Below are 17,244 nucleotides of genomic sequence, written 5' to 3'. Positions count from 1 at the left end.
ATCTATTACAATCACTATAGATATCAATGGAATTTAAAAAAGATGACCCCTGTTCAATACAGAGATCATCTTCTTAAAACTGCCTAGGCTTTTTTTAAAATGTCCTTTACAAAGGGTACACTTTATTTAAAAGTATCCGGTCTTTTTTGTGATTCCTTTCCATTAAACGGTTCGCTCCTTTTCTGCTTTGGAGCGCTCCATCCATTTCACTGTCCAGCTTGATAATAAGATGCCGAGCTCGTATAACAAGAGAAGCGGCACGAGTACAAGGATCTGCGAAATGAAGTCCGGCGGTGTAATCAGGGCGGAGACCACTGCCAATACCAGCAGGGCATATTTCCTCCCTTTTCTCAGCTTCTCTGGCGTCACCAGCTGAATCGCCGTTAGAAACATTAACAATAGCGGAACCTCAAACAAAATCCCCATCGGTACAGTGGTCATGATTAAAAAGTGAAAATACTCTTTTGCCGTTACCATCATTTCAAAATTTTTAGCGCCAAGACCGATTAGAAAGTAATAAACCGTAGGGAAGATGACAAAAAAGCCGAATGCGATGCCCGCAATGAAACTGAAGAAAATAGCCGGTAAAAATAGTAAAGCCATTTTGCTTTCCCGATCAGTCATGGCAGGTCTGGCAAATGTCCAGGCCTGCCAGGCCATAAATGGAGCTGACAGTCCTAAGGAGAGGACTAGCGCGATCCCTGCATAAAGCCTGATGACATCCAGAGGGCCAAGCATGACTAATTGATGTTCATGGGACAGAAACGGAATAATTTGATGCATAAAGATCAGCATGGCCATAAACATGACGGCTACACAGATCACGGATGACAATACAGTTTTCCGCAAATCGGTTAAATGCTCAACTAATGTCTGTTCCTCTTCCACTTCTGATTGGCTGGCCGGCAAAGTGTCTGCTGTTTCCCGTTCGCCCATTTTCTTCACCCCCTAATCAGGCTTTTGGCAGCTGGTCGTCTTTTTTGGCTTTCTCTTTTCCATCCTCTTCCTCATCGTCCATCAGCTTGTTTGCTCCCCGTTTGAACTCTGATAGCGTTTGGCCGAAAGCAGAGCCAATCTCTGGCAGTTTCTTCGGACCAAATATAATGAGCGTGATTACCAAAATAATAATTAATCCTGGTATGCCAATATTTGCAATGCCCATTTTTCCTCTCTCCTTTTATACAAGTTATACAAGGCTGCCGCCTTGTTTGCTGTATTTCAGCATGCCTTCTGCCGCGCGGTAAGCAAGAGCACCAACCGTCCCTGTCGGGTTGTATCCGCCATTATGAGCGAAAGCGGAGGCACCGACGACAAATACATTCTCTGCGTCCCACATTTGCAGGTAGTTGTTCACAGCAGACGTTTCCGGCTCCGCTCCCATGATCACCCCGCCTGTATTATGGGTAGTCTGATACGGCACGATGTTATAGTTTTCAGCTGTTTGTGAAGTGACCACTTCATCAGCGCCCATTTCCTTCATAATCTCTGCGCTTCTTTCTGCGACGTATTTGTACAGATTCTTATCCTGCTCCGTAAAGTTATAGGTCAGTCTAAGAAGCGGCACACCGTAAGCATCTTTATACGTCGGATCCAAATCTAAGAAGTTATGGCGGAATGGCATGGATGCTCCTTGAGAACCAATGTTTAATACTCTGTTGTAGTAATGAATGGACTTGTCCTTAAACTCCGGGCCCCATTTTGGTGTATCTGGCGGCACTGCATTGTTCTGAATCGGACGGAGACCGGTCTGAGTAATCGAGATACTTCCTCCGTGAATGAAGTTCAAGTCAGAGTGATCGAAGAAATCTCCATTGTAATCATCTACCGTTGCACCAAGGGCACCTGCGCCCATAAATGTGTTGAAGCGCTCTTTTTCGAAGAAACCTGTCGCTCCAGGCAAAATTTGATAGCAATAATTCTTGCCAATGACGCCTGTGCCGCTGTTAGGATCATACGGTGTGCCCAATTCAGATACGAGCAGCAGCTTTGTATTGTTCATTACATAGCTTGTTAGCGCAATCATTTCTGCCGGCTGCTCAAATTCTTCTCCTGTTAATACGTCTACATAACGGACCGCCGTTGCCTTCGTGCCGTCATGCAAAATGCGTGTGACGTTCGCATGTGTGCGGAGTTCAAAGTTTCCTGTTTTTTGGGCAGTAGGAATGACGGTTACATTCGGGCTCGTTTTTGCCCCGTATTCACAGCCGAACCGTTCACAAAACCCGCAATATTGACAAGCATTAATCTGTTCGCCATCTGGATTTTTATAAGTTTCACTTAAGTTGGCAGATGGCAGGTGATAAGGATTCAGCCCTAATTTCTTAGCGGCATCCTTAAAGCGCTTAGTGATGACCGTTTCTTTCATCGGTGGTGTCGGGTACTTATCCGGACGCTGTCCGCCAAGCGGGCTTGGTTCCCCGCTGACACCGATGGTTTTTTCGAACTTATCAAAGTAAGGCCCCATCTCCTCGTATGTAATGCCCCAGTCCTGTATGGTGTAATCGGCCCCTACTTTGTTCGCGCCGTACTTTTCTTCGGTCATCGATTTAATTTGGAAGTCATATGGCAGAAAGCGGAAGTTCTGGCCGTTCCAGTGAACACCAGCTCCCCCAAGCCCCTCTCCAAGCAGGAAAGATCCGAGCTGCCTCATCGGCAATGCCCGCTGGTTCGGCTTGTTCCTGAATGTAATGGTTTCTTTCGATGTATCCTGCATTAACTCATAACGAATCGCATAGCGATACTCATCATGAATCATTAAAAAGTCGTCTGTCGAGCGTGGCTTTCCGCGTTCCAATCCGACTACCTTTAATCCTTGTTTCGCCAGCTCTGCTGCAATGATGCCGCCTGTCCAGCCAACCCCGACTGTCACGACATCTACTTTAGGCAATTTGGTTACCATAACGATCCCCCCTATAATTACTTGTGGAAAGCGTGAAGACTTTGAGGCTCGATTTCCTGGAATTCTTCCGCCTCAATCTGATTAAGATAACTGGCCTGGTGTCCAGGGTAGTTCTTCATTTTCCAGCCTTCCATATTTCTATTCCCGCCGTACATCGGATCTGCATAGGCGCCTTCGAGCACCGCTGACCGGAGCAGGTTAAAAAACGTGGCCGAATCCACGCCTCTCATTTGGACTTTTCCTTGTTCGAACTGGGAAAGGATTTCGTTTTGCTCCGCTTCTTCCAGCTCATTAAATGCTTTCTGGTGATTCTTCTGGCTAAGCTCTTTCATCATGCGGATCCCTTCATCAAAGACCTGATTCCGTCTTAAAGGAGTTTGATACCCTTGTGTCTCTTCTCCCGGATAGAATGGCCCCTGCATATATTCGCGAGTGTTATAACCATAATTTCCTGCCAGCTGATGGTCAATAAAGTATGGTACACCGAGAGCAATCGCGCCAGGACCGTGATCATCCTCAGGAAGAATACGCTCCGCCGCCGCGCTTAACACCTCAAAATCCTCACGGCTCGTGAAGTACATCAGCGCTTCGTTATTATTTTGGCCTCCAGCTTGTTGGCTGGCGGTCTGCTTGTTCGGATCCGTGCGCTGCTCATCATCTAAATTGGCTCCGACAAGCGCACCGAGCAGCCCGCCTCCTATGGCGGCTCCGCCCGCAATCAAGCTCGTATTGCGAATAAAACGCCGCCTCGACATTGTCTGTGGCTTTTCCTCTGCCATTATGATCCTCCTTTCGGTTCTTAAAGGACAAAAATAAGCTAACTCGCTTATTTGTCCATTTTTACCACTTTTTCTTCTAAATAAACCGAATTTCTGTAAAAATAAACAAGCAAGGGAGGAAAGTAGAAGTTTAGTGGAAAACAGGAGAGGTTATATAGAAAAAAGTGGCATAAATCAATAAACATTCAAGGGGGGTGCTCCAGTGTTTACACTTAGCGACATGACAACCTTTGCTTGGGCTTTCCTCATCACACTCCCTCTTACCTTGGTTATTCATGCGGGCGGCCATGCTTTTTTTGCCTGGCTGTTTGGCGGGAAGGCAAAGCTGACTTTAGGAAAAGGAAAAGTTGTATTTTCTTTAAGAGGATTTGAACTTAGGGGATTTTATTTTATTGACGCAGCTTGTTATTATGGGACGCTCAGAAAGGATAAACGCTGGAAACATGCATTAATTTATGCGGGCGGCCCATTATTCAACATATTGTCCATCTTTCTTGTCAATGGTTTGATTCACCTGGATATATTGCCTACCCATATGTTTTTCTATCAATTCGTCTATTTTTCCATCTACTTTTTGTTTTTCTCGCTCCTTCCCATTGATTACGGCAAAGACAATCCAAGTGACGGCAAAGCAATATATGAAGTACTGCGGTTTGGAAAAGTGTACCAGGATTTCTCATAATAGCACATTAAAAAGCTGCGAAGCATGGCGCTTCGCAGCTTTTTAATGGCATGTCCTGTCACGCAGATAACAGCGCACGGGCAATCCCAATAAAGTATTCGGATTCACGGATAATATGATTCAGTACGGAGACGGCAACGGGATTGTCCTTTACTGCCTTGCTTTGCTCCTTAATCTGGCGGCACAAAGTGATAAAGTCAAGGCTCTGCCGTAAGCAAAACTCCGTCAGCCTTAGTACATCCTGGTGAAGCGAGGAAGGAATGTACTCTCCTGAACGGGAAATCGATTCAATGAATTGGACAACTTTTTGATGTGTAGTGGCTAGGGCATTTTCCCATTGCTTCAGCGCTTCTACAAATTTCGCTTCCAAATTAGGCAGCAATTCACGTATCACTACCGTATGTTCTTCTTCCTGCTGTTTCCAAAATTCAGCTTCGTCTAAAATCCGAAGTGGCATTTGCGGTCCATAATAAAATTGCACCCTTTTCCCTCCCTGCTTGTCTTCTATGAAAAGCATATGAGCAGTATGAAGCGGATATGAGTATCCTTTGTCCTTTTCAAACAGGCAAAAGTTTTTTCGGACATGCTTCCGGGCATAGTAAAGAGAGAAATGATCGATTGGAGGGAAACCACTTTGGAAAATAAATTTATTCCTGCCACTTCCGTCAACAGCGGAAAAATGGTAGAAATCCAGCCCGATCTTCAAATGTATACGGTGCAGATTGTCAACTTGTTTTTTGTCGGTTCCAGAGGGGACTGGGTGCTTGTTGACGCAGGCATGCCTCAATCGGCAGAGGAAATTGTACAGGAAGCGGAAAAGCTATTCGGCGAAGGAGCCAAGCCAAAAGCCATTGTACTGACACACGGCCACTTCGACCATGTTGGCGCCCTGGAGGAACTGATCCAGAGATGGGATGTGGACGTATATGCTCATGAACAAGAGCTTCCTTTCTTGACTGGAAAACAGGATTATCCGAAGCCGGATGCTTCTGTAGAAGGAGGAATGGTCGCAAAAATATCGCCGATGTTTCCTCATGAAGCGATCGACATTAGCGGCAGGGTCCATGCTTTGCCAGCGGACGGGACGGTTCCTCCCATGCCTGGCTGGGAATGGATACACACGCCGGGTCATTCGCCAGGTCATGTGTCTCTCTTCCGGCCGTCTGATAAGGTTCTGCTGGCCGGCGATGCCTTTGTAACCGTCAAGCAGGATGCGCTGTATAATGTACTGACACAAAAGAAAGAATTTCAAGGACCTCCCCGCTATTTAACAACAGACTGGCAGGCCGCTAAGCAATCCGTGATCCGTTTAGCCGAATTGCAGCCTGACATTGCTGCTACCGGGCATGGAGAAGAAGCACGAGGCGAGGAGCTTCGGGACGGCCTTGCCTACTTAGTGCGCGAATTTGACCAAATCGCGATTCCTGATTATGGACGCTATGTAGAAGACAATGATAAATAGCCGGGCCGGTCTGCATAAGAAAGTACTCCCTGTCACACACTAAAATGACAATCAGTAAAAGGGTGGGAAGCATGAATAAGAAAAAACCAGCAGGACCAGCCGGCAGGCACTTTCACTATGAGGATTACCAAAGCTCTGATGAAACAGCCCAAGGACTGGCAATTACCCACGAACAAGCGAGTGACACGTATACAGAGGGAACGATCGATGGACGCATCGACGAGCTTGATGCCGCTTCAGAGGATTTTCCTAAACAATAAAAGGCCGGATATCCGGCCTTTTATTGTGCGAGTACATCCTTGTACTTCTCATCTCTTTCCATTTTGGCTTTGGCATATGTGCAGGTAGGGATAATCTTTTTGTTTTGTTCACGGGCATACTCTGCTGCTTCATCGACCAGCTGCCCAGCCACCCCTTGTCCGCGAAGCTCATCCGATACGTACGTATGGTCCACCTCGATTTCACTGCTTCCTGCCGGGGCATATGTCAATTCAGCCAATAGTTCCCCGTCTTTCTCTATAAAGAATCGACCGTTTTCATGTTCAATGTTCATCTGTTTTTCTTCCTTTCCTGTATAAGTATATTCACTAGTCTGTTCCTTCCCTTTGTATTTTACAAGAAAACCTTTTCTCTTTTCGAGTACATCAGACGAAGAGAATATTTCATCCTGTGATACAATAAACCTATATTAGTTAAAAGGAGTGTTTTTCCATGGCTAACACACACACGTTCTCAAAGGGCGAAGAACTGGCCAATTCCATTACACATGGCATTGGGGCTTTGCTTAGTGTGGCAGCACTCGTTCTGTTGATTATTTACTCCTCCTTGCATGGTACAGTCTGGCACGTGGTCAGCTTCACCATCTTTGGTGTGACGATGCTGACACTTTATCTGTCTTCCACTCTTGTGCACAGTTTACCTCCAGGAAGAGCAAAAAATATTTTTGAAATATGCGATCACTCGTCCATTTATTTTTTTATCGCCGGTACGTATACGCCATTTTTGTTCCTGGCCGTAGAAGGCTCGCTCGGCTGGACATTATTCGGCGTGGTTTGGGGATTGGCGCTGTTTGGGACAGTGTTTAAAATATTCTTCGTTAAAAAATTTCTCGTCACCTCTACTTTGCTGTATGTACTGATGGGCTGGCTCATTGTATTCGCCTGGGATACACTCAGCCACAACCTTCCGACAGCCAGCCTGAGCCTGCTGGTAACGGGCGGCATTTTATACACGGTCGGGGCCATCTTTTATTTATGGAGAGGCTTTAAGTATCACCACATGGTTTGGCACTTGTTTGTTGTCGCCGGCAGCGTGACCCACTTCTTCTCTGTTTTTTATTTGCTGCCTTCTTCTTAAAAAAGGAAAGCACGGAAAAAGAATCGTCTTTCAAGGACGGTTCTTTTCTTTTTTTCCAGGCATTGTATAATAATTAAAGAGATACTAAATCAATAAGGGGGAATGAAGATGGCTCATGCAGAAAAAGCCAGTGACATGATAGAGAAAGAAGAGCTGTCTTTTTTCCAGGGAGTGAAGGATTGCATTCCTACTTTGTTAGGATACATAAGCATCGGCTTGGCCGCCGGGATGATTGGCGTGGCCTCCGGCTTGTCGGTGCTGGAAATCGGCCTTATGTCCCTGCTGGTCTATGCGGGGGCGGCGCAGTTTATTATGAGTGGAATGTTTGCCGTATCCAGTCCGGCTACAGCGATTATCTTTACGACATTTATTGTAAACCTGCGCCACTTTCTTATGTGCGCGACGCTAGCTCCTCATTTCTCTCGTTATTCAGCCTGGAGAAACATCGGCATCGGCGCTCTCGTTACCGATGAATCCTTCGGTGTGGCAGCTGGCCGCATTTTCAATGGGAAGCCGATCAATGACCACTGGATGAACGGGCTGAATGTGACCGCCTATGTAACATGGATCGCCTCTTGCGTCACTGGCGCCCTGCTCAGCAAATGGATTAGCGATCCTGAAAAGTTTGGCCTAGATTTTGCGTTAACGGCCATGTTTGTGGCCCTGCTCGTATTGCAACTTGGCAGCGTGAAAGCATCTAAACTGAAGCATTACTTAACGCTGATCACCCTTATGATCGTTGCCATGTACCTTTTCTCATTTTTCTTATCTACGGATATTGCGGTTATTTTATCAACAGTGATTGTCGCAACCATTGGGGTGGTGACGGATCGATGAGTGTTCAGCTTTCTGTGCTTCTGGTCATTATTGGCTGTTCGATTGTGACGATGATTCCGCGGATTGCCCCCTTCCTCATCGTTCGGAACATTACCTTGCCCGAACCGGTGATGAAATGGCTGTCCTTTATTCCTATTTGCATTTTAACCGCACTCGTCGCGGGAAGCGTTATCGAGAATGAACCGGCGTCCTTTTTCCCAGACATCAATCGGCAAGTACTGGCCGCCCTGCTTCCCACTTTGCTTATTGCGCTCTGGACAAAAAGCTTGCTCGCTACTGTTATTTCGGGCATTATTATCATGGCCTTGCTGAGGAATTTTTTGTAAGTACAAATAGAAAAGGCCCCCGGCTGCATCAGCCGGGGCCTTTTCTGTTGAATTATTTCACCTGCAGTTTTCTGAGCTTTTCATCGTTAGGAAGACCAAGCGCACTCAACCCTAATAAAGGAAGCAAGCTGGCAAGAATCATGACAAGCTGCAGGCTGAAGCTGTCAGCAAACAGGCCTAATACGACTGAACCAATGGCCCCCATCCCAAAGGCTAGTCCCACGATCAAGCCGGAAGCCATACCGATTTTATCAGGAAGCAGTTCTTGCGCATAGACAACAGCGACACTGAAGCTGGATAAAAGAACAAAACCGATAATAAGAAAGAACGGCAGTACGAGGACAAGCGGCAAGTACGGAAGCAGAAGGGCAAAAGGCGCAGCGCCAAGCATGGAAAATACCAGCATGTTCTTTCGGCCGAAGCGGTCGGCCAGCGGACCGCCTAAAAAAGTCCCTGCGACACCTGCAGCTAAGTAGGCAAACAAGTACAATTGGGCTTGCTGAATGGATAAGCCGTAATCCTCGATAAGATAAAATTGATAAAAGTTCGTAATAGCGGCTGCATACCAGGATCGGGCAAATACAAAAAAGATTAATAAAAACATCGCCCATTTAATCGCGGCCGGCAGTTTGGCGCGCACCGAGGTCTTCTTCTCTTTTCCCCGTGCATGCATGGCAAGCTGGCTCTTATACCAGTGAGAAACCCGCGTCAGCACCAGTGCCCCTGCGGCTGTAATAAGCGCGAATAATAAAGCCCCTTTCTGGCCGAGCGGTACAAAAATAAGAGCGGTGAACACGGGCGCTAATGCCTGTCCTCCATTTCCGCCCATTTGGTAGATGGACTGGGCCAGCCCCCGTTTATTGCCGGCGGCCATGAAAGCAACCCTTGATCCTTCAGGATGAAACACGGCTGAGCCCAGCCCGATAAACAGGACAGCTAGCAGCAATAAGTAAAAGCTGGGAGCTAAGCCAAACCCAATCACGCCAATCATAGCCAGCAGCATCCCGACCGGCAGCAAATACGGCTGGGGCTTCCTGTCAGCTGCCGCACCAAATACCGGCTGCATGACTGAAGAAGTCATATTCAACACAAAGGCAACCCAGCCAAGCTGCGTGTAAGACAAGTCCAGAGAACGCTCAATAATCGGGAACATTGCCGGTACTACTGACTGAATGGAATCATTAATAAAGTGGCCCGTGCTGATGGCAAATAATATACTGTACGTAGTCGCCTGATATCGATCGATTTTCTTCGCTTGCATAGTAGTCATAAATAAGTCATCCTTTACTTTCTAGCGTAACGCTTAAGAATAGCATCTACTCCTGAGCCGTAAGATTCGCCGAATATATTTAAATGAACGAGCAAATAGTAAAGCTGATAAAGCGGCTTCCGATTCTTGTAGTTCTCATCAGGTGCCAAAGAAGAGTAATAGGCCTCGTAAAAACGGGCGGAGTAGCCGCCGAACAGCTCAGTGAAAGCTAATTCAAAGTGCCGGTCTCCGTATAAGGGAGACGGATCAATCAAGTAAGGCTTTCCCTGTGGCCCCGTAATCCAATTACCTCCCCATAAATCTCCATGAAGACAGGAAGGCGGTACGTCAGCCGGGATCCATTGCTCAAGGCGATCAATGATATCCTCGAGCTGCTTACGCCACCTGCCGGTGATGCGGTTATTGGCTATACCTTGGTTCAGCTGAGCCGTAAGCCGGTGGTTTCTATAATAATCCAACCAATTGGAGAACCAGCCATTCGGCTGCGGCAGGATCCCGATAAAGGTATCCTCCTCAAATCCGTGCCTGTCTCCAATGGATTGATGCATCGCTGCGAGCTTCTCTCCCAGTTCCTTTTCTGTATTGTCTGTTTTCTGACCTTCGAGCCATTCCATGACGATAAATCCGTTGCCCGGCTGGTCAGAAAAAGTAAATGTTTCCGGGACAGCAATTGTGTTTGTCGCTCTAATGTGAGCCAGCCCCTTTGCTTCTATTTCAAAAAAGCGGGCCGGCGCATCTGCATGATACTTAACGAAGTACCTACGCTTGGCTGTCTCGACAAAATAGCTTTCGTTAATAGAACCGCCTGTTGCTCTTTCTATTGCCTTTAAAGCGGTTGTATCCCCTGCTTCTTGAAGAGCTGTTTTAATTCGTTCATTCATTTTTTCATCCCCTTTGATACCTGTCTGACGAAAAAGAAGAATGCCTCATAAAGGCATTCTAATGGCCTGCACTCACCCTCCCATACCTTCCTAATTAGTTAAAGGATATAAGACGCGAGCGCCTTCTGCACATCAAAAATGCTGTTATCCTTCCTGAACTGCTTAGCGATTGGATTCTCTCTGCCCGTAATCCAAATCAGCAGCTCTGCTTCTAAATCAAAGGTACCTGCTGTTTGTACACTGAAATGAGTGACACTGTGGTAAGGAACGGAATGATACTCGATTCTCTTTCCAGTTACACCTTGCTTATCAATAAAAATAAGACGACGATTGCTGAAGACAATTAAATCCCTTAAGATCTGAAAGGCTTTTTCAATTCTCTCCCCTTCTATGAGAATCTGTTCTAGTGTCTGTTCTACCTTCTGAATATCGGCTTCTGTTGCATTGCCAACCAAGCTGTCAAATAACCCCATGATCCTCCCCCTCTCTTAATACACATCCTCTAGCGCTTTTCGCAACAATCCCATACTGCGGTCTAAATCTGCTTTGACCTGCTTTTTGTAAAGCTTGGCTTTTTCGTAATCATCGAATTGGTAAATGACTACTTCCTTATATTTTGCGCCTTCCTGCAGTTTCTTCTGTCTTTTTAAAATGCCGTCATCAATCAGCTCGTGAAGAGAACGGTATATTTCTGAATGATTTGGTTCATATCCGTATTGCTTGAAAGTGGCTTTCAGCTCATCCATCGCCTGCATACCATATAATTTATTCTCTTCCACAAATTTAATCATAAAAAGCTTCAAAAAAGCTCGCTGTTTAATTAAAAACTTTCCTTCTCCTCTCGGCACCTTCAGGCCTCCTCTCCATTACATAGCTTTTACGTTTTATTTGCCTCTCCGGCTGTTTATACATTTAGTGAATTTTCTTTTATTTTAGCAGATATTTGCTTTAATAACTAATTTTATTTGATTAAGATTGAATTTTGCACATTATGTTTTTTTAAATCCTTACATAAAAAAAAAGACACCGACGACGATGTCTTTTAACTTTGTAAATACATTTCTGTTTGCTTGATGAGTTTCTGTAGTTTTTTCGCGTTTTGTTCATACATATTTTTTGCTTCCTGTGAATCAGTAGCTAAAGCAAAGGATTCCAGATCAGCCACAGACTTTTTTAGCGTAGCAAGCAGCAATGGCCGTTCTTGAGAGGCGGAAACCTGTAATTGATCATCATATAAATCAAGATACAATTCGCCATATGAGTTCACTTGTCCTAAAAATACATTCTCGATGGTGACACCTGCAGCCTCAAGCTCTTCATCCAGCCATGCTTTTGTTTTTCCGCTCTTCGAAAGATCTTCATTGAGAAGCTTTCCATCCATGATAATGGTATGCGGCTCTTTTTCATTGATCGGCAAGAGCTGAAGGTCACTTCGTGTTAACGGGCGCTTGTCTTTCTTCAGCAACACATTTAAGCTGCCATCCTGCTCAAGAACAGCATACTCAACATCTGCCAGGAAAAAAACCCCTTTACTACGGAGCAGAGACAGCATTTCATCGATAGTATACTTCTCTTTCTTCAAATTTTCTTCCATTACTTTTCCGTCCTTTATAAACACCGTTCCTTTGCCTTCGACAGCTGTCCTAAACTTCTTGCTTTTTAAGGCTAAATAACCGGCGATCAAAGGAGCCAGCCCCCATACAAAAAGAGCAATCAGTCCCTCTGAAATAAAAAAAGACTTGTCCATAGACATTTGAGCAGCAATATTACCAATAACGATACCGGTAATATATTCAAAAAAAGACAATTGTGAAATCTGCCTTTTCCCGATTATTTTAGTAATAACAAATAAAATAATCAGGAAGGAGATGGACCGAACGAAAATTTCTAACCAATCTGGCACTCTATCCCCCCCTATCTAGAACCCTTGATATTGCGGTTCTTCATTTTCAAGCTTATATATTCGTTCGTTCATTTGGTCGATGACTTCCTGTATCGTCATCATACTGTCATGAAACAGCTGCTTTGCTTCAGGATCCTCTGACAAGAGCGCCAGCTTGGAAAATATAGCTTCGGCATGTTTTAATCCAGCGGTGCATGTTTTTACATCAGATACAACTGTCATGTCGTTTTCCTCCTCTAAGGTGTATATTCGATAGCGACAGCGTGGGCAATACAAGGGATAGATTCATTTTGCTGGAAGGAAAGCGGAGATAAAAGAGCACCCGTTGCCGCCAGCAGAATCCGCTTTAGCTCCCCCTTTTTCATGCGATTCAGCAGGTGGCCATACCCTACAGCAGCTGAACAGCCTGCTCCGCTGGCGCCCGCATACACCGGCTGGTTATCCTTGTAAATCATTAACCCACAGTCTTGAAATTGGCTTTCTATAATAGGAATTCCTCGTTTTTTGAGCAAATCCAATGCAATCTCCCGGCCAATAGAGCCTAAATCTCCAGTTACAATCAAGTCGTAGTAGGAAGGATCGAGCTCTAGGGAAGTTAAATGCGCAATGATCGTATCTACCGCTGCAGGGGCCATGGCGCCTCCCATGTTAAATGGGTCTGTCAAGCCCATATCGACCACTTTGCCAATAGTCGCAGAGATCACTTGCGGTCCGTCTCCCTCTTGAGCTAATACAGCGGCACCCGCTCCTGTTACCGTCCATTGGGCTGTAGGAGGCTTTTGTCCTCCGTACTCAGTTGGATACCTAAACTGCTTCTCAACTGCTGCGTTATGACTGGATGCAGCAGTCATGACATAATTAGCCAGTTTGCTGTTGATCAAGACGGACCCAAGGGCGAGCCCCTCCATAGAAGTGGAACATGCTCCAAACAAACCAAGATACGGCATGGCTAACGTCCGGGCTGCAAAGCTGGTCGGCGTAATTTGATTAATCAAGTCACCTGCAAGAAAAAACTCAATATCCTCTTTCTTTAACTCTGCTTTCTCTATTGCCCGCATCGATGCTTCTTCCAGAATCTTACGGTGCGCCTTCTCGTAAGATTCTTCATCAACCCATAAGTCACCATGCAGCACATCAAAATCTGCAGCTAATTTTCCATTTGCTTCAAATGGCCCTCCTACCGTTCCTGTTGATATAATAACGGGGCGATTTTCGAATACCCATGTTCGTTGTTTCTCCATTCTTTCACCTCCTGCTTATTTTTTGAATTTATCACATAGTGAATTAATTATTTTTATATTGCGGCTCTTCACTCTCTACTTCTGTAATACGCGGCTGCAGAGCGTCAATAATCATTTGAGTTTGCTGAGCAGTGGTTTGGTACAGCTGTTTTGCCTGCTGATTATCTGTTGCAAGCGCAAACCCTTCTAAACTTGCCTGTGCACTTTTCAAACCTGCCATTGTTTGTTTTAAATCTGAAATAACTGTCATCTTTGTATCCTCCCTTTTAGATGTCTTTTATAGCATGAGTTTTTTAAAGGAAATTATTTTAACAATTTTTTCAAGACTGATTTGTCTATCTCATTTCTTGTGCTAATAAAAAACTATCCTTTAAAGGAATAGTCTCTTGAGTGCCGCTTTGCTTATGGGAGGGCCAAAACGGACACCTTCTCTCGTTACACCTTCACATGACGCTTCGCATACATTGGATAATGATGAAGGTTTTAATATCATTATTGGAATGAGGGATCGTATGATACAAGTGTCGGGGAGACCTTTTCAGTCAGATGATATGTGGCCTCCTAGGAGTGTAGAACGAATCATCCTTCAGCGCATGCGTGAATCACCAGATGTTTATTCCTATGAATCCATGGATGAACTTGCCTTTGAGCTTCGCGTGCGAAAGAATATTATAGCCAGCGCCAAAGCCATGAACTACAGTGGTGTACAGTTCGAGCCCTTTTCAAGATCCAGGTGTAACCCTCGGTACTGGCAGCTGACAAGTGTCGGCGGCTTTCGCTTAAAGCCAGGTGTGCCGCCCGCTGATGCTATTGAGGATATTTACCGCAACGGTTTCCTGTATGCCTTTGAATGTGCAACTGCTATCCTGATTATTTATTATCATGCTGTTTTAAATAGCATAGACCGCCGCCTGTTCAATCAGCTATTTCAGCATCTTTACCTGTACAGCTGGCATGCCGACCCTGATCTGGATATACAATCAATCGAATCAGACTACTTCCTTCCGGGTGATGTTGTCTATTTCAATAATCCGGACTTCCATCCATCCGCCTCTTGGTGGAGAGGTGAAAATGCCGTCGTTCTTGAAAACGGGGCTTTCTTTGCTCACGGCATCGGTATAAGAAGTGCGAGCCAAATCATTATGGGATTAAACAGAAGGAGAAGGCCAGGAAGCACTCAGCCTGCCCATTTAATGGGGATCGTTACACGCCCGTCCTTCAAACGCTTATCAAGACTTTCGACACTAACAAGGAATGAGCCGTCTCACAAAAACCAGCCTGCCGCCATACACCATAATATTAGCTCCATTCCAAGCTACCAACACTTATTTTATCTAAATCAGACATAGGATTGGATAGCATACACATATATAGCCCTGTTCCTATGATGGAAACAGGGCTATATTTACGCAGCTATAACAAGTATTTTAAAAACAGTCCATTATTCTTTTCGACTGGAACATTTGAGACTCCCAATATAAAAAACCAGAACAGCAACAATAAGAACAAGAACAACCATTCCAGCTGCGTACCATATATAGTTGTCCGATTCGTCCAATTCTACGGCTTCGTCGTTTAATGCACTCGCTTGCTTTCCTCCAATGGTGAGGGCTTGTTCTTTTTTTATAGTTTCTCCTCCATAGGTTGCCTCCGTTTCAAAATAATAGTCCCCTGGTTCTAACGGCTGACTTCTCCAATCGGTAACCAGGTCCATCGTAGAATTAGAAGCCATTCGTATATTTTTTTGTTCGATTTCTTTTAATGGCTGATCTTCTTTTTCCTTATAGATCCTTACCCCGATTGTCATGTCACTAGACTCACACATTATCAAGACAAGCAATCATTAAGGGCGATTGTTATAAATCCACTTGATAACTCTCTTAAATCGATCTTGATTTCCTCACTTGCTAAATCCTAGCTAACGGGCACATTCGTTCAATAAGCACTGTCAGCTCTAAGCTTCTTTTGAATGGATAAATGTTTTTTAAACTAAGGGCGATTTTCGCTCTATAAGCGCTAACAAAAACCTTTCAATAGAACTGCTTATATATAATAGTTCATTATAATAACACTTTTAGTTAACATAACTAAAGAAGTGTTTTTTATGTTATAATATAAAAGTATGGAGAATGATCTTCATGCTTGGTAACCATGTAATAGCGCTAGTCGGTTTGGTAAGCCGAATAGCTTTATATCCTGTCTAGCGAAAAGCTAGGCAGCTTTTTTGTTTAATTATAAAAGTGGATTGCAAAAGTGGATTAATAAATATAATTTGAATTTTGCACATAGTGAAATAAAATTAAAAGGATCGCCCTGTAGCAATCCCTTTAATAGTTGCGGCAGAGTTTACCCGTACCCTTCCGCCCTGTATTTAACTATTCTTTTCTCTTATAATTACATGGATCTTATGCGTTCGTAGCCGTCCTATTCGTGATCTTCTTCCACAGCCATAGCCTCTGCTTTCGTCACATGAATAGTACCGGCTGGATGATTAGGAGGAGCATATATGGAGTAAAGCTTCAGTGGCGTGTTGCCTGTATTCATTAAGTTGTGCCAGGTTCCCGCAGGTATGATGATAGCCGAATCATCTTGGACCCTTCTTCTAAAGTTCAAGTGGTCTTTATTTTTTCCCATTTGAACCACCCCCTGCCCCTGTTCAATACGCAAAAATTGATCTACATCGGAGTGCACCTCTAACCCAATATCTTCTCCTGGATTAAGGCTCATTAAAGTAACTTGTAAATGGTTTCCTGTCCATAAAGCCGTGCGGTACGTATCGTTTTGCTTCGCTGCTTTATTGATATTCACGACAAATGGGTTCGGACCATAATCAGTTAAAGGCATACCTGCCTTACCTTTGGAAGAGCGAAAAGAATCAAACCTGTCCGCATGCCCTGCCTGATGAGGGTAACTCGGATAACTAGACGTTCTTCCATGATTGTACAAAGGTTCAGTAACATAATGAGGATATTGATAAGGATACATATAAGGAACGTAATACACTTTTCTCAGCCCTTTCACGCTTTATAAAACTATCCTATTCATCTAGTGAAGGAAGTGTACCAGGCTTTAGAGAAAAGTGCTATGTTTCATTAAAGGCTTACTCAATTAAATAAATATTAAAGAATAGACACCCATTTATTAAATGATAATATCCTGTTAACTGAATTATCTTCTATCCCGCCCTATCTCTACACAAAAAAGAACAGCTACATCATAGCTGTTCTTTTCTCAGATGCCTGGCAGCGTCCTACTCTCACAGGGGGAAGCCCCCAACTACCATCGGCGCTGAAGAGCTTAACTTCCGTGTTCGGGATGGGAACGGGTGTGGCCTCTTCGCTATAGCCGCCAGACTGTATAAGGTTGAAAGAACGTTGTTCTTTCAAAACTGGATAATATGCTTGGGAAGTAACCGGCAATACCTTGCCATTTTGTTGTGTGTTGTCCAGCTCCGGCTCCTCGACACTCGAGTCAAATAACCGTCCGCTTCCAAGGCTTAGCGCCTCTCCAGCGTCCAAACATTTGCTTGTCGTGTCTATGCAGTCGCCTCTGCTTTTCTGATTAGGATAAGTCCTCGATCGATTAGTATTCGTCAGCTCCACGTGTCG

At 44.7% G+C, this 17,244-nt stretch carries 24 protein-coding genes and 1 rRNA gene; 8 read left to right on the top strand and 17 right to left on the bottom strand.

The features are described 5' to 3' along the window. On the top strand, positions 1-87 hold an 87-nt coding region (locus QY97_RS20150), incomplete at its 5' end, for an IS3 family transposase (RefSeq protein ID WP_157761917.1). Positions 88-162: 75 nt separating this feature from the next. On the opposite strand, the gene tatC is transcribed toward QY97_RS20150, so the two are convergent. The 4 genes from tatC to QY97_RS17385 are packed head-to-tail and all read right to left on the bottom strand — an operon-like array spanning position 163 to position 3,678. After that, positions 163-936, bottom strand: a complete 774-nt coding sequence (gene tatC / locus QY97_RS17400; protein ID WP_046128805.1) for a twin-arginine translocase subunit TatC — start codon at positions 934-936, stop codon at positions 163-165. 16 nt (positions 937-952) lie between these two features. Next, complete coding sequence (gene tatA / locus QY97_RS17395) at positions 953-1,162, bottom strand: twin-arginine translocase TatA/TatE family subunit (protein ID WP_039235993.1); 210 nt, start codon at positions 1,160-1,162, stop codon at positions 953-955. A 24-nt stretch (positions 1,163-1,186) separates the two neighbouring features. Next, the gene (locus QY97_RS17390) at positions 1,187-2,899 is read right to left on the bottom strand and encodes a GMC family oxidoreductase (protein ID WP_039235990.1); all 1,713 of its coding nucleotides are present in this window, start codon (positions 2,897-2,899) and stop codon (positions 1,187-1,189) included. Positions 2,900-2,916: 17 nt separating this feature from the next. Next, positions 2,917-3,678 (bottom strand): gluconate 2-dehydrogenase subunit 3 family protein, encoded by a 762-nt coding sequence (locus tag QY97_RS17385; RefSeq protein WP_039235987.1) that lies wholly within the window; start codon positions 3,676-3,678, stop codon positions 2,917-2,919. Between the two features lie 202 nt (positions 3,679-3,880). Here QY97_RS17385 and QY97_RS17380 point away from each other — a divergent pair, with 202 nt between their 5' ends. Continuing rightward, on the top strand, positions 3,881-4,360 hold the full coding sequence (locus QY97_RS17380; protein WP_039235984.1) for a zinc metalloprotease: 480 nt from the start codon (positions 3,881-3,883) through the stop codon (positions 4,358-4,360). A gap of 58 nt (positions 4,361-4,418) precedes the next feature. Here the strand turns inward: QY97_RS17380 and QY97_RS17375 are convergent, their stop codons facing one another. Continuing rightward, a complete protein-coding gene (locus QY97_RS17375) occupies positions 4,419-4,841 on the bottom strand; it encodes a DUF2935 domain-containing protein (RefSeq protein WP_039235981.1) in 423 nt (140 codons plus the stop codon). Between the two features lie 129 nt (positions 4,842-4,970). Between QY97_RS17375 and QY97_RS17370 the strand changes: the two genes are divergently transcribed. Together QY97_RS17370 and QY97_RS17365 are read left to right on the top strand one after the other, a co-directional pair. Beyond that, on the top strand, positions 4,971-5,822 hold the full coding sequence (locus QY97_RS17370) for an MBL fold metallo-hydrolase (protein WP_039235978.1): 852 nt from the start codon (positions 4,971-4,973) through the stop codon (positions 5,820-5,822). Positions 5,823-5,893: 71 nt separating this feature from the next. Next, a complete protein-coding gene (locus QY97_RS17365) occupies positions 5,894-6,082 on the top strand; it encodes a YozQ family protein (protein WP_039235974.1) in 189 nt (62 codons plus the stop codon). 20 nt (positions 6,083-6,102) lie between these two features. On the opposite strand, the gene QY97_RS17360 is transcribed toward QY97_RS17365, so the two are convergent. After that, entirely contained in the window at positions 6,103-6,483 is a 381-nt protein-coding gene (locus QY97_RS17360; RefSeq protein ID WP_261337364.1) for a GNAT family N-acetyltransferase, read from the bottom strand. 50 nt (positions 6,484-6,533) lie between these two features. Between QY97_RS17360 and trhA the strand changes: the two genes are divergently transcribed. From trhA to QY97_RS17345, 3 genes are all read left to right on the top strand, one after another. Next, entirely contained in the window at positions 6,534-7,178 is a 645-nt protein-coding gene (trhA, locus tag QY97_RS17355) for a PAQR family membrane homeostasis protein TrhA (protein WP_039235967.1), read from the top strand. A gap of 108 nt (positions 7,179-7,286) precedes the next feature. After that, entirely contained in the window at positions 7,287-8,015 is a 729-nt protein-coding gene (locus tag QY97_RS17350; RefSeq protein WP_408606296.1) for an AzlC family ABC transporter permease, read from the top strand. Continuing rightward, positions 8,012-8,341, top strand: a complete 330-nt coding sequence (locus QY97_RS17345; RefSeq protein WP_039235963.1) for an AzlD domain-containing protein — start codon at positions 8,012-8,014, stop codon at positions 8,339-8,341. Before QY97_RS17350 ends, QY97_RS17345 begins: the two co-directional genes overlap by 4 nt. A 52-nt stretch (positions 8,342-8,393) precedes the next feature. On the opposite strand, the gene QY97_RS17340 is transcribed toward QY97_RS17345, so the two are convergent. The 8 genes from QY97_RS17340 to QY97_RS17305 form a co-directional block, all read right to left on the bottom strand. Further along, on the bottom strand, positions 8,394-9,611 hold the full coding sequence (locus QY97_RS17340) for an MFS transporter (RefSeq protein WP_099098588.1): 1,218 nt from the start codon (positions 9,609-9,611) through the stop codon (positions 8,394-8,396). A 14-nt stretch (positions 9,612-9,625) separates the two neighbouring features. Beyond that, entirely contained in the window at positions 9,626-10,492 is an 867-nt protein-coding gene (locus QY97_RS17335) for a fructosamine kinase family protein (RefSeq protein WP_039235961.1), read from the bottom strand. 98 nt (positions 10,493-10,590) lie between these two features. After that, positions 10,591-10,965, bottom strand: coding sequence for a PH domain-containing protein (locus QY97_RS17330; protein ID WP_039235957.1), 375 nt, complete (start codon positions 10,963-10,965; stop codon positions 10,591-10,593). Positions 10,966-10,980: 15 nt separating this feature from the next. Then, a complete protein-coding gene (locus QY97_RS17325) occupies positions 10,981-11,340 on the bottom strand; it encodes a helix-turn-helix transcriptional regulator (protein WP_046128620.1) in 360 nt (119 codons plus the stop codon). A 194-nt stretch (positions 11,341-11,534) separates the two neighbouring features. Beyond that, a complete protein-coding gene (locus QY97_RS17320; RefSeq protein WP_039235953.1) occupies positions 11,535-12,395 on the bottom strand; it encodes a DUF421 domain-containing protein in 861 nt (286 codons plus the stop codon). 15 nt (positions 12,396-12,410) lie between these two features. Continuing rightward, positions 12,411-12,617, bottom strand: a complete 207-nt coding sequence (locus QY97_RS17315; RefSeq protein WP_039235951.1) for a DUF1657 domain-containing protein — start codon at positions 12,615-12,617, stop codon at positions 12,411-12,413. 14 nt (positions 12,618-12,631) lie between these two features. After that, entirely contained in the window at positions 12,632-13,636 is a 1,005-nt protein-coding gene (spoVAD, locus tag QY97_RS17310; protein ID WP_039235949.1) for a stage V sporulation protein AD, read from the bottom strand. Between the two features lie 43 nt (positions 13,637-13,679). Further along, on the bottom strand, positions 13,680-13,886 hold the full coding sequence (locus tag QY97_RS17305; RefSeq protein WP_039235947.1) for a DUF1657 domain-containing protein: 207 nt from the start codon (positions 13,884-13,886) through the stop codon (positions 13,680-13,682). A 136-nt stretch (positions 13,887-14,022) separates the two neighbouring features. Between QY97_RS17305 and QY97_RS17300 the strand changes: the two genes are divergently transcribed. Beyond that, positions 14,023-14,985, top strand: a complete 963-nt coding sequence (locus QY97_RS17300; RefSeq protein ID WP_315849920.1) for a protein-glutamine gamma-glutamyltransferase — start codon at positions 14,023-14,025, stop codon at positions 14,983-14,985. Between the two features lie 92 nt (positions 14,986-15,077). Here the strand turns inward: QY97_RS17300 and QY97_RS17295 are convergent, their stop codons facing one another. The 3 genes from QY97_RS17295 to rrf all read right to left on the bottom strand — a co-directional run bounded on the left by QY97_RS17295 (position 15,078) and on the right by rrf (position 16,989). After that, on the bottom strand, positions 15,078-15,443 hold the full coding sequence (locus tag QY97_RS17295) for a WxL protein host-binding domain-containing protein (protein ID WP_039235945.1): 366 nt from the start codon (positions 15,441-15,443) through the stop codon (positions 15,078-15,080). 617 nt (positions 15,444-16,060) lie between these two features. Next, positions 16,061-16,639, bottom strand: a complete 579-nt coding sequence (locus tag QY97_RS17290) for a cupin domain-containing protein (RefSeq protein ID WP_039235995.1) — start codon at positions 16,637-16,639, stop codon at positions 16,061-16,063. A gap of 234 nt (positions 16,640-16,873) precedes the next feature. Then, positions 16,874-16,989, bottom strand: a 5S ribosomal RNA gene (gene rrf, locus QY97_RS17285). Positions 16,990-17,244: the final 255 nt, after the last annotated feature.

Origin of the sequence: Bacillus thermotolerans, from assembly GCF_000812025.2 — a bacterium.
Taxonomy (GTDB): Bacteria; Bacillota; Bacilli; order Bacillales; family Domibacillaceae; genus Quasibacillus; species Quasibacillus thermotolerans.
The sequence above is the reverse complement of the archived record's forward strand: the minus strand, read 5'-3'. Positions and strand labels throughout refer to the sequence as shown.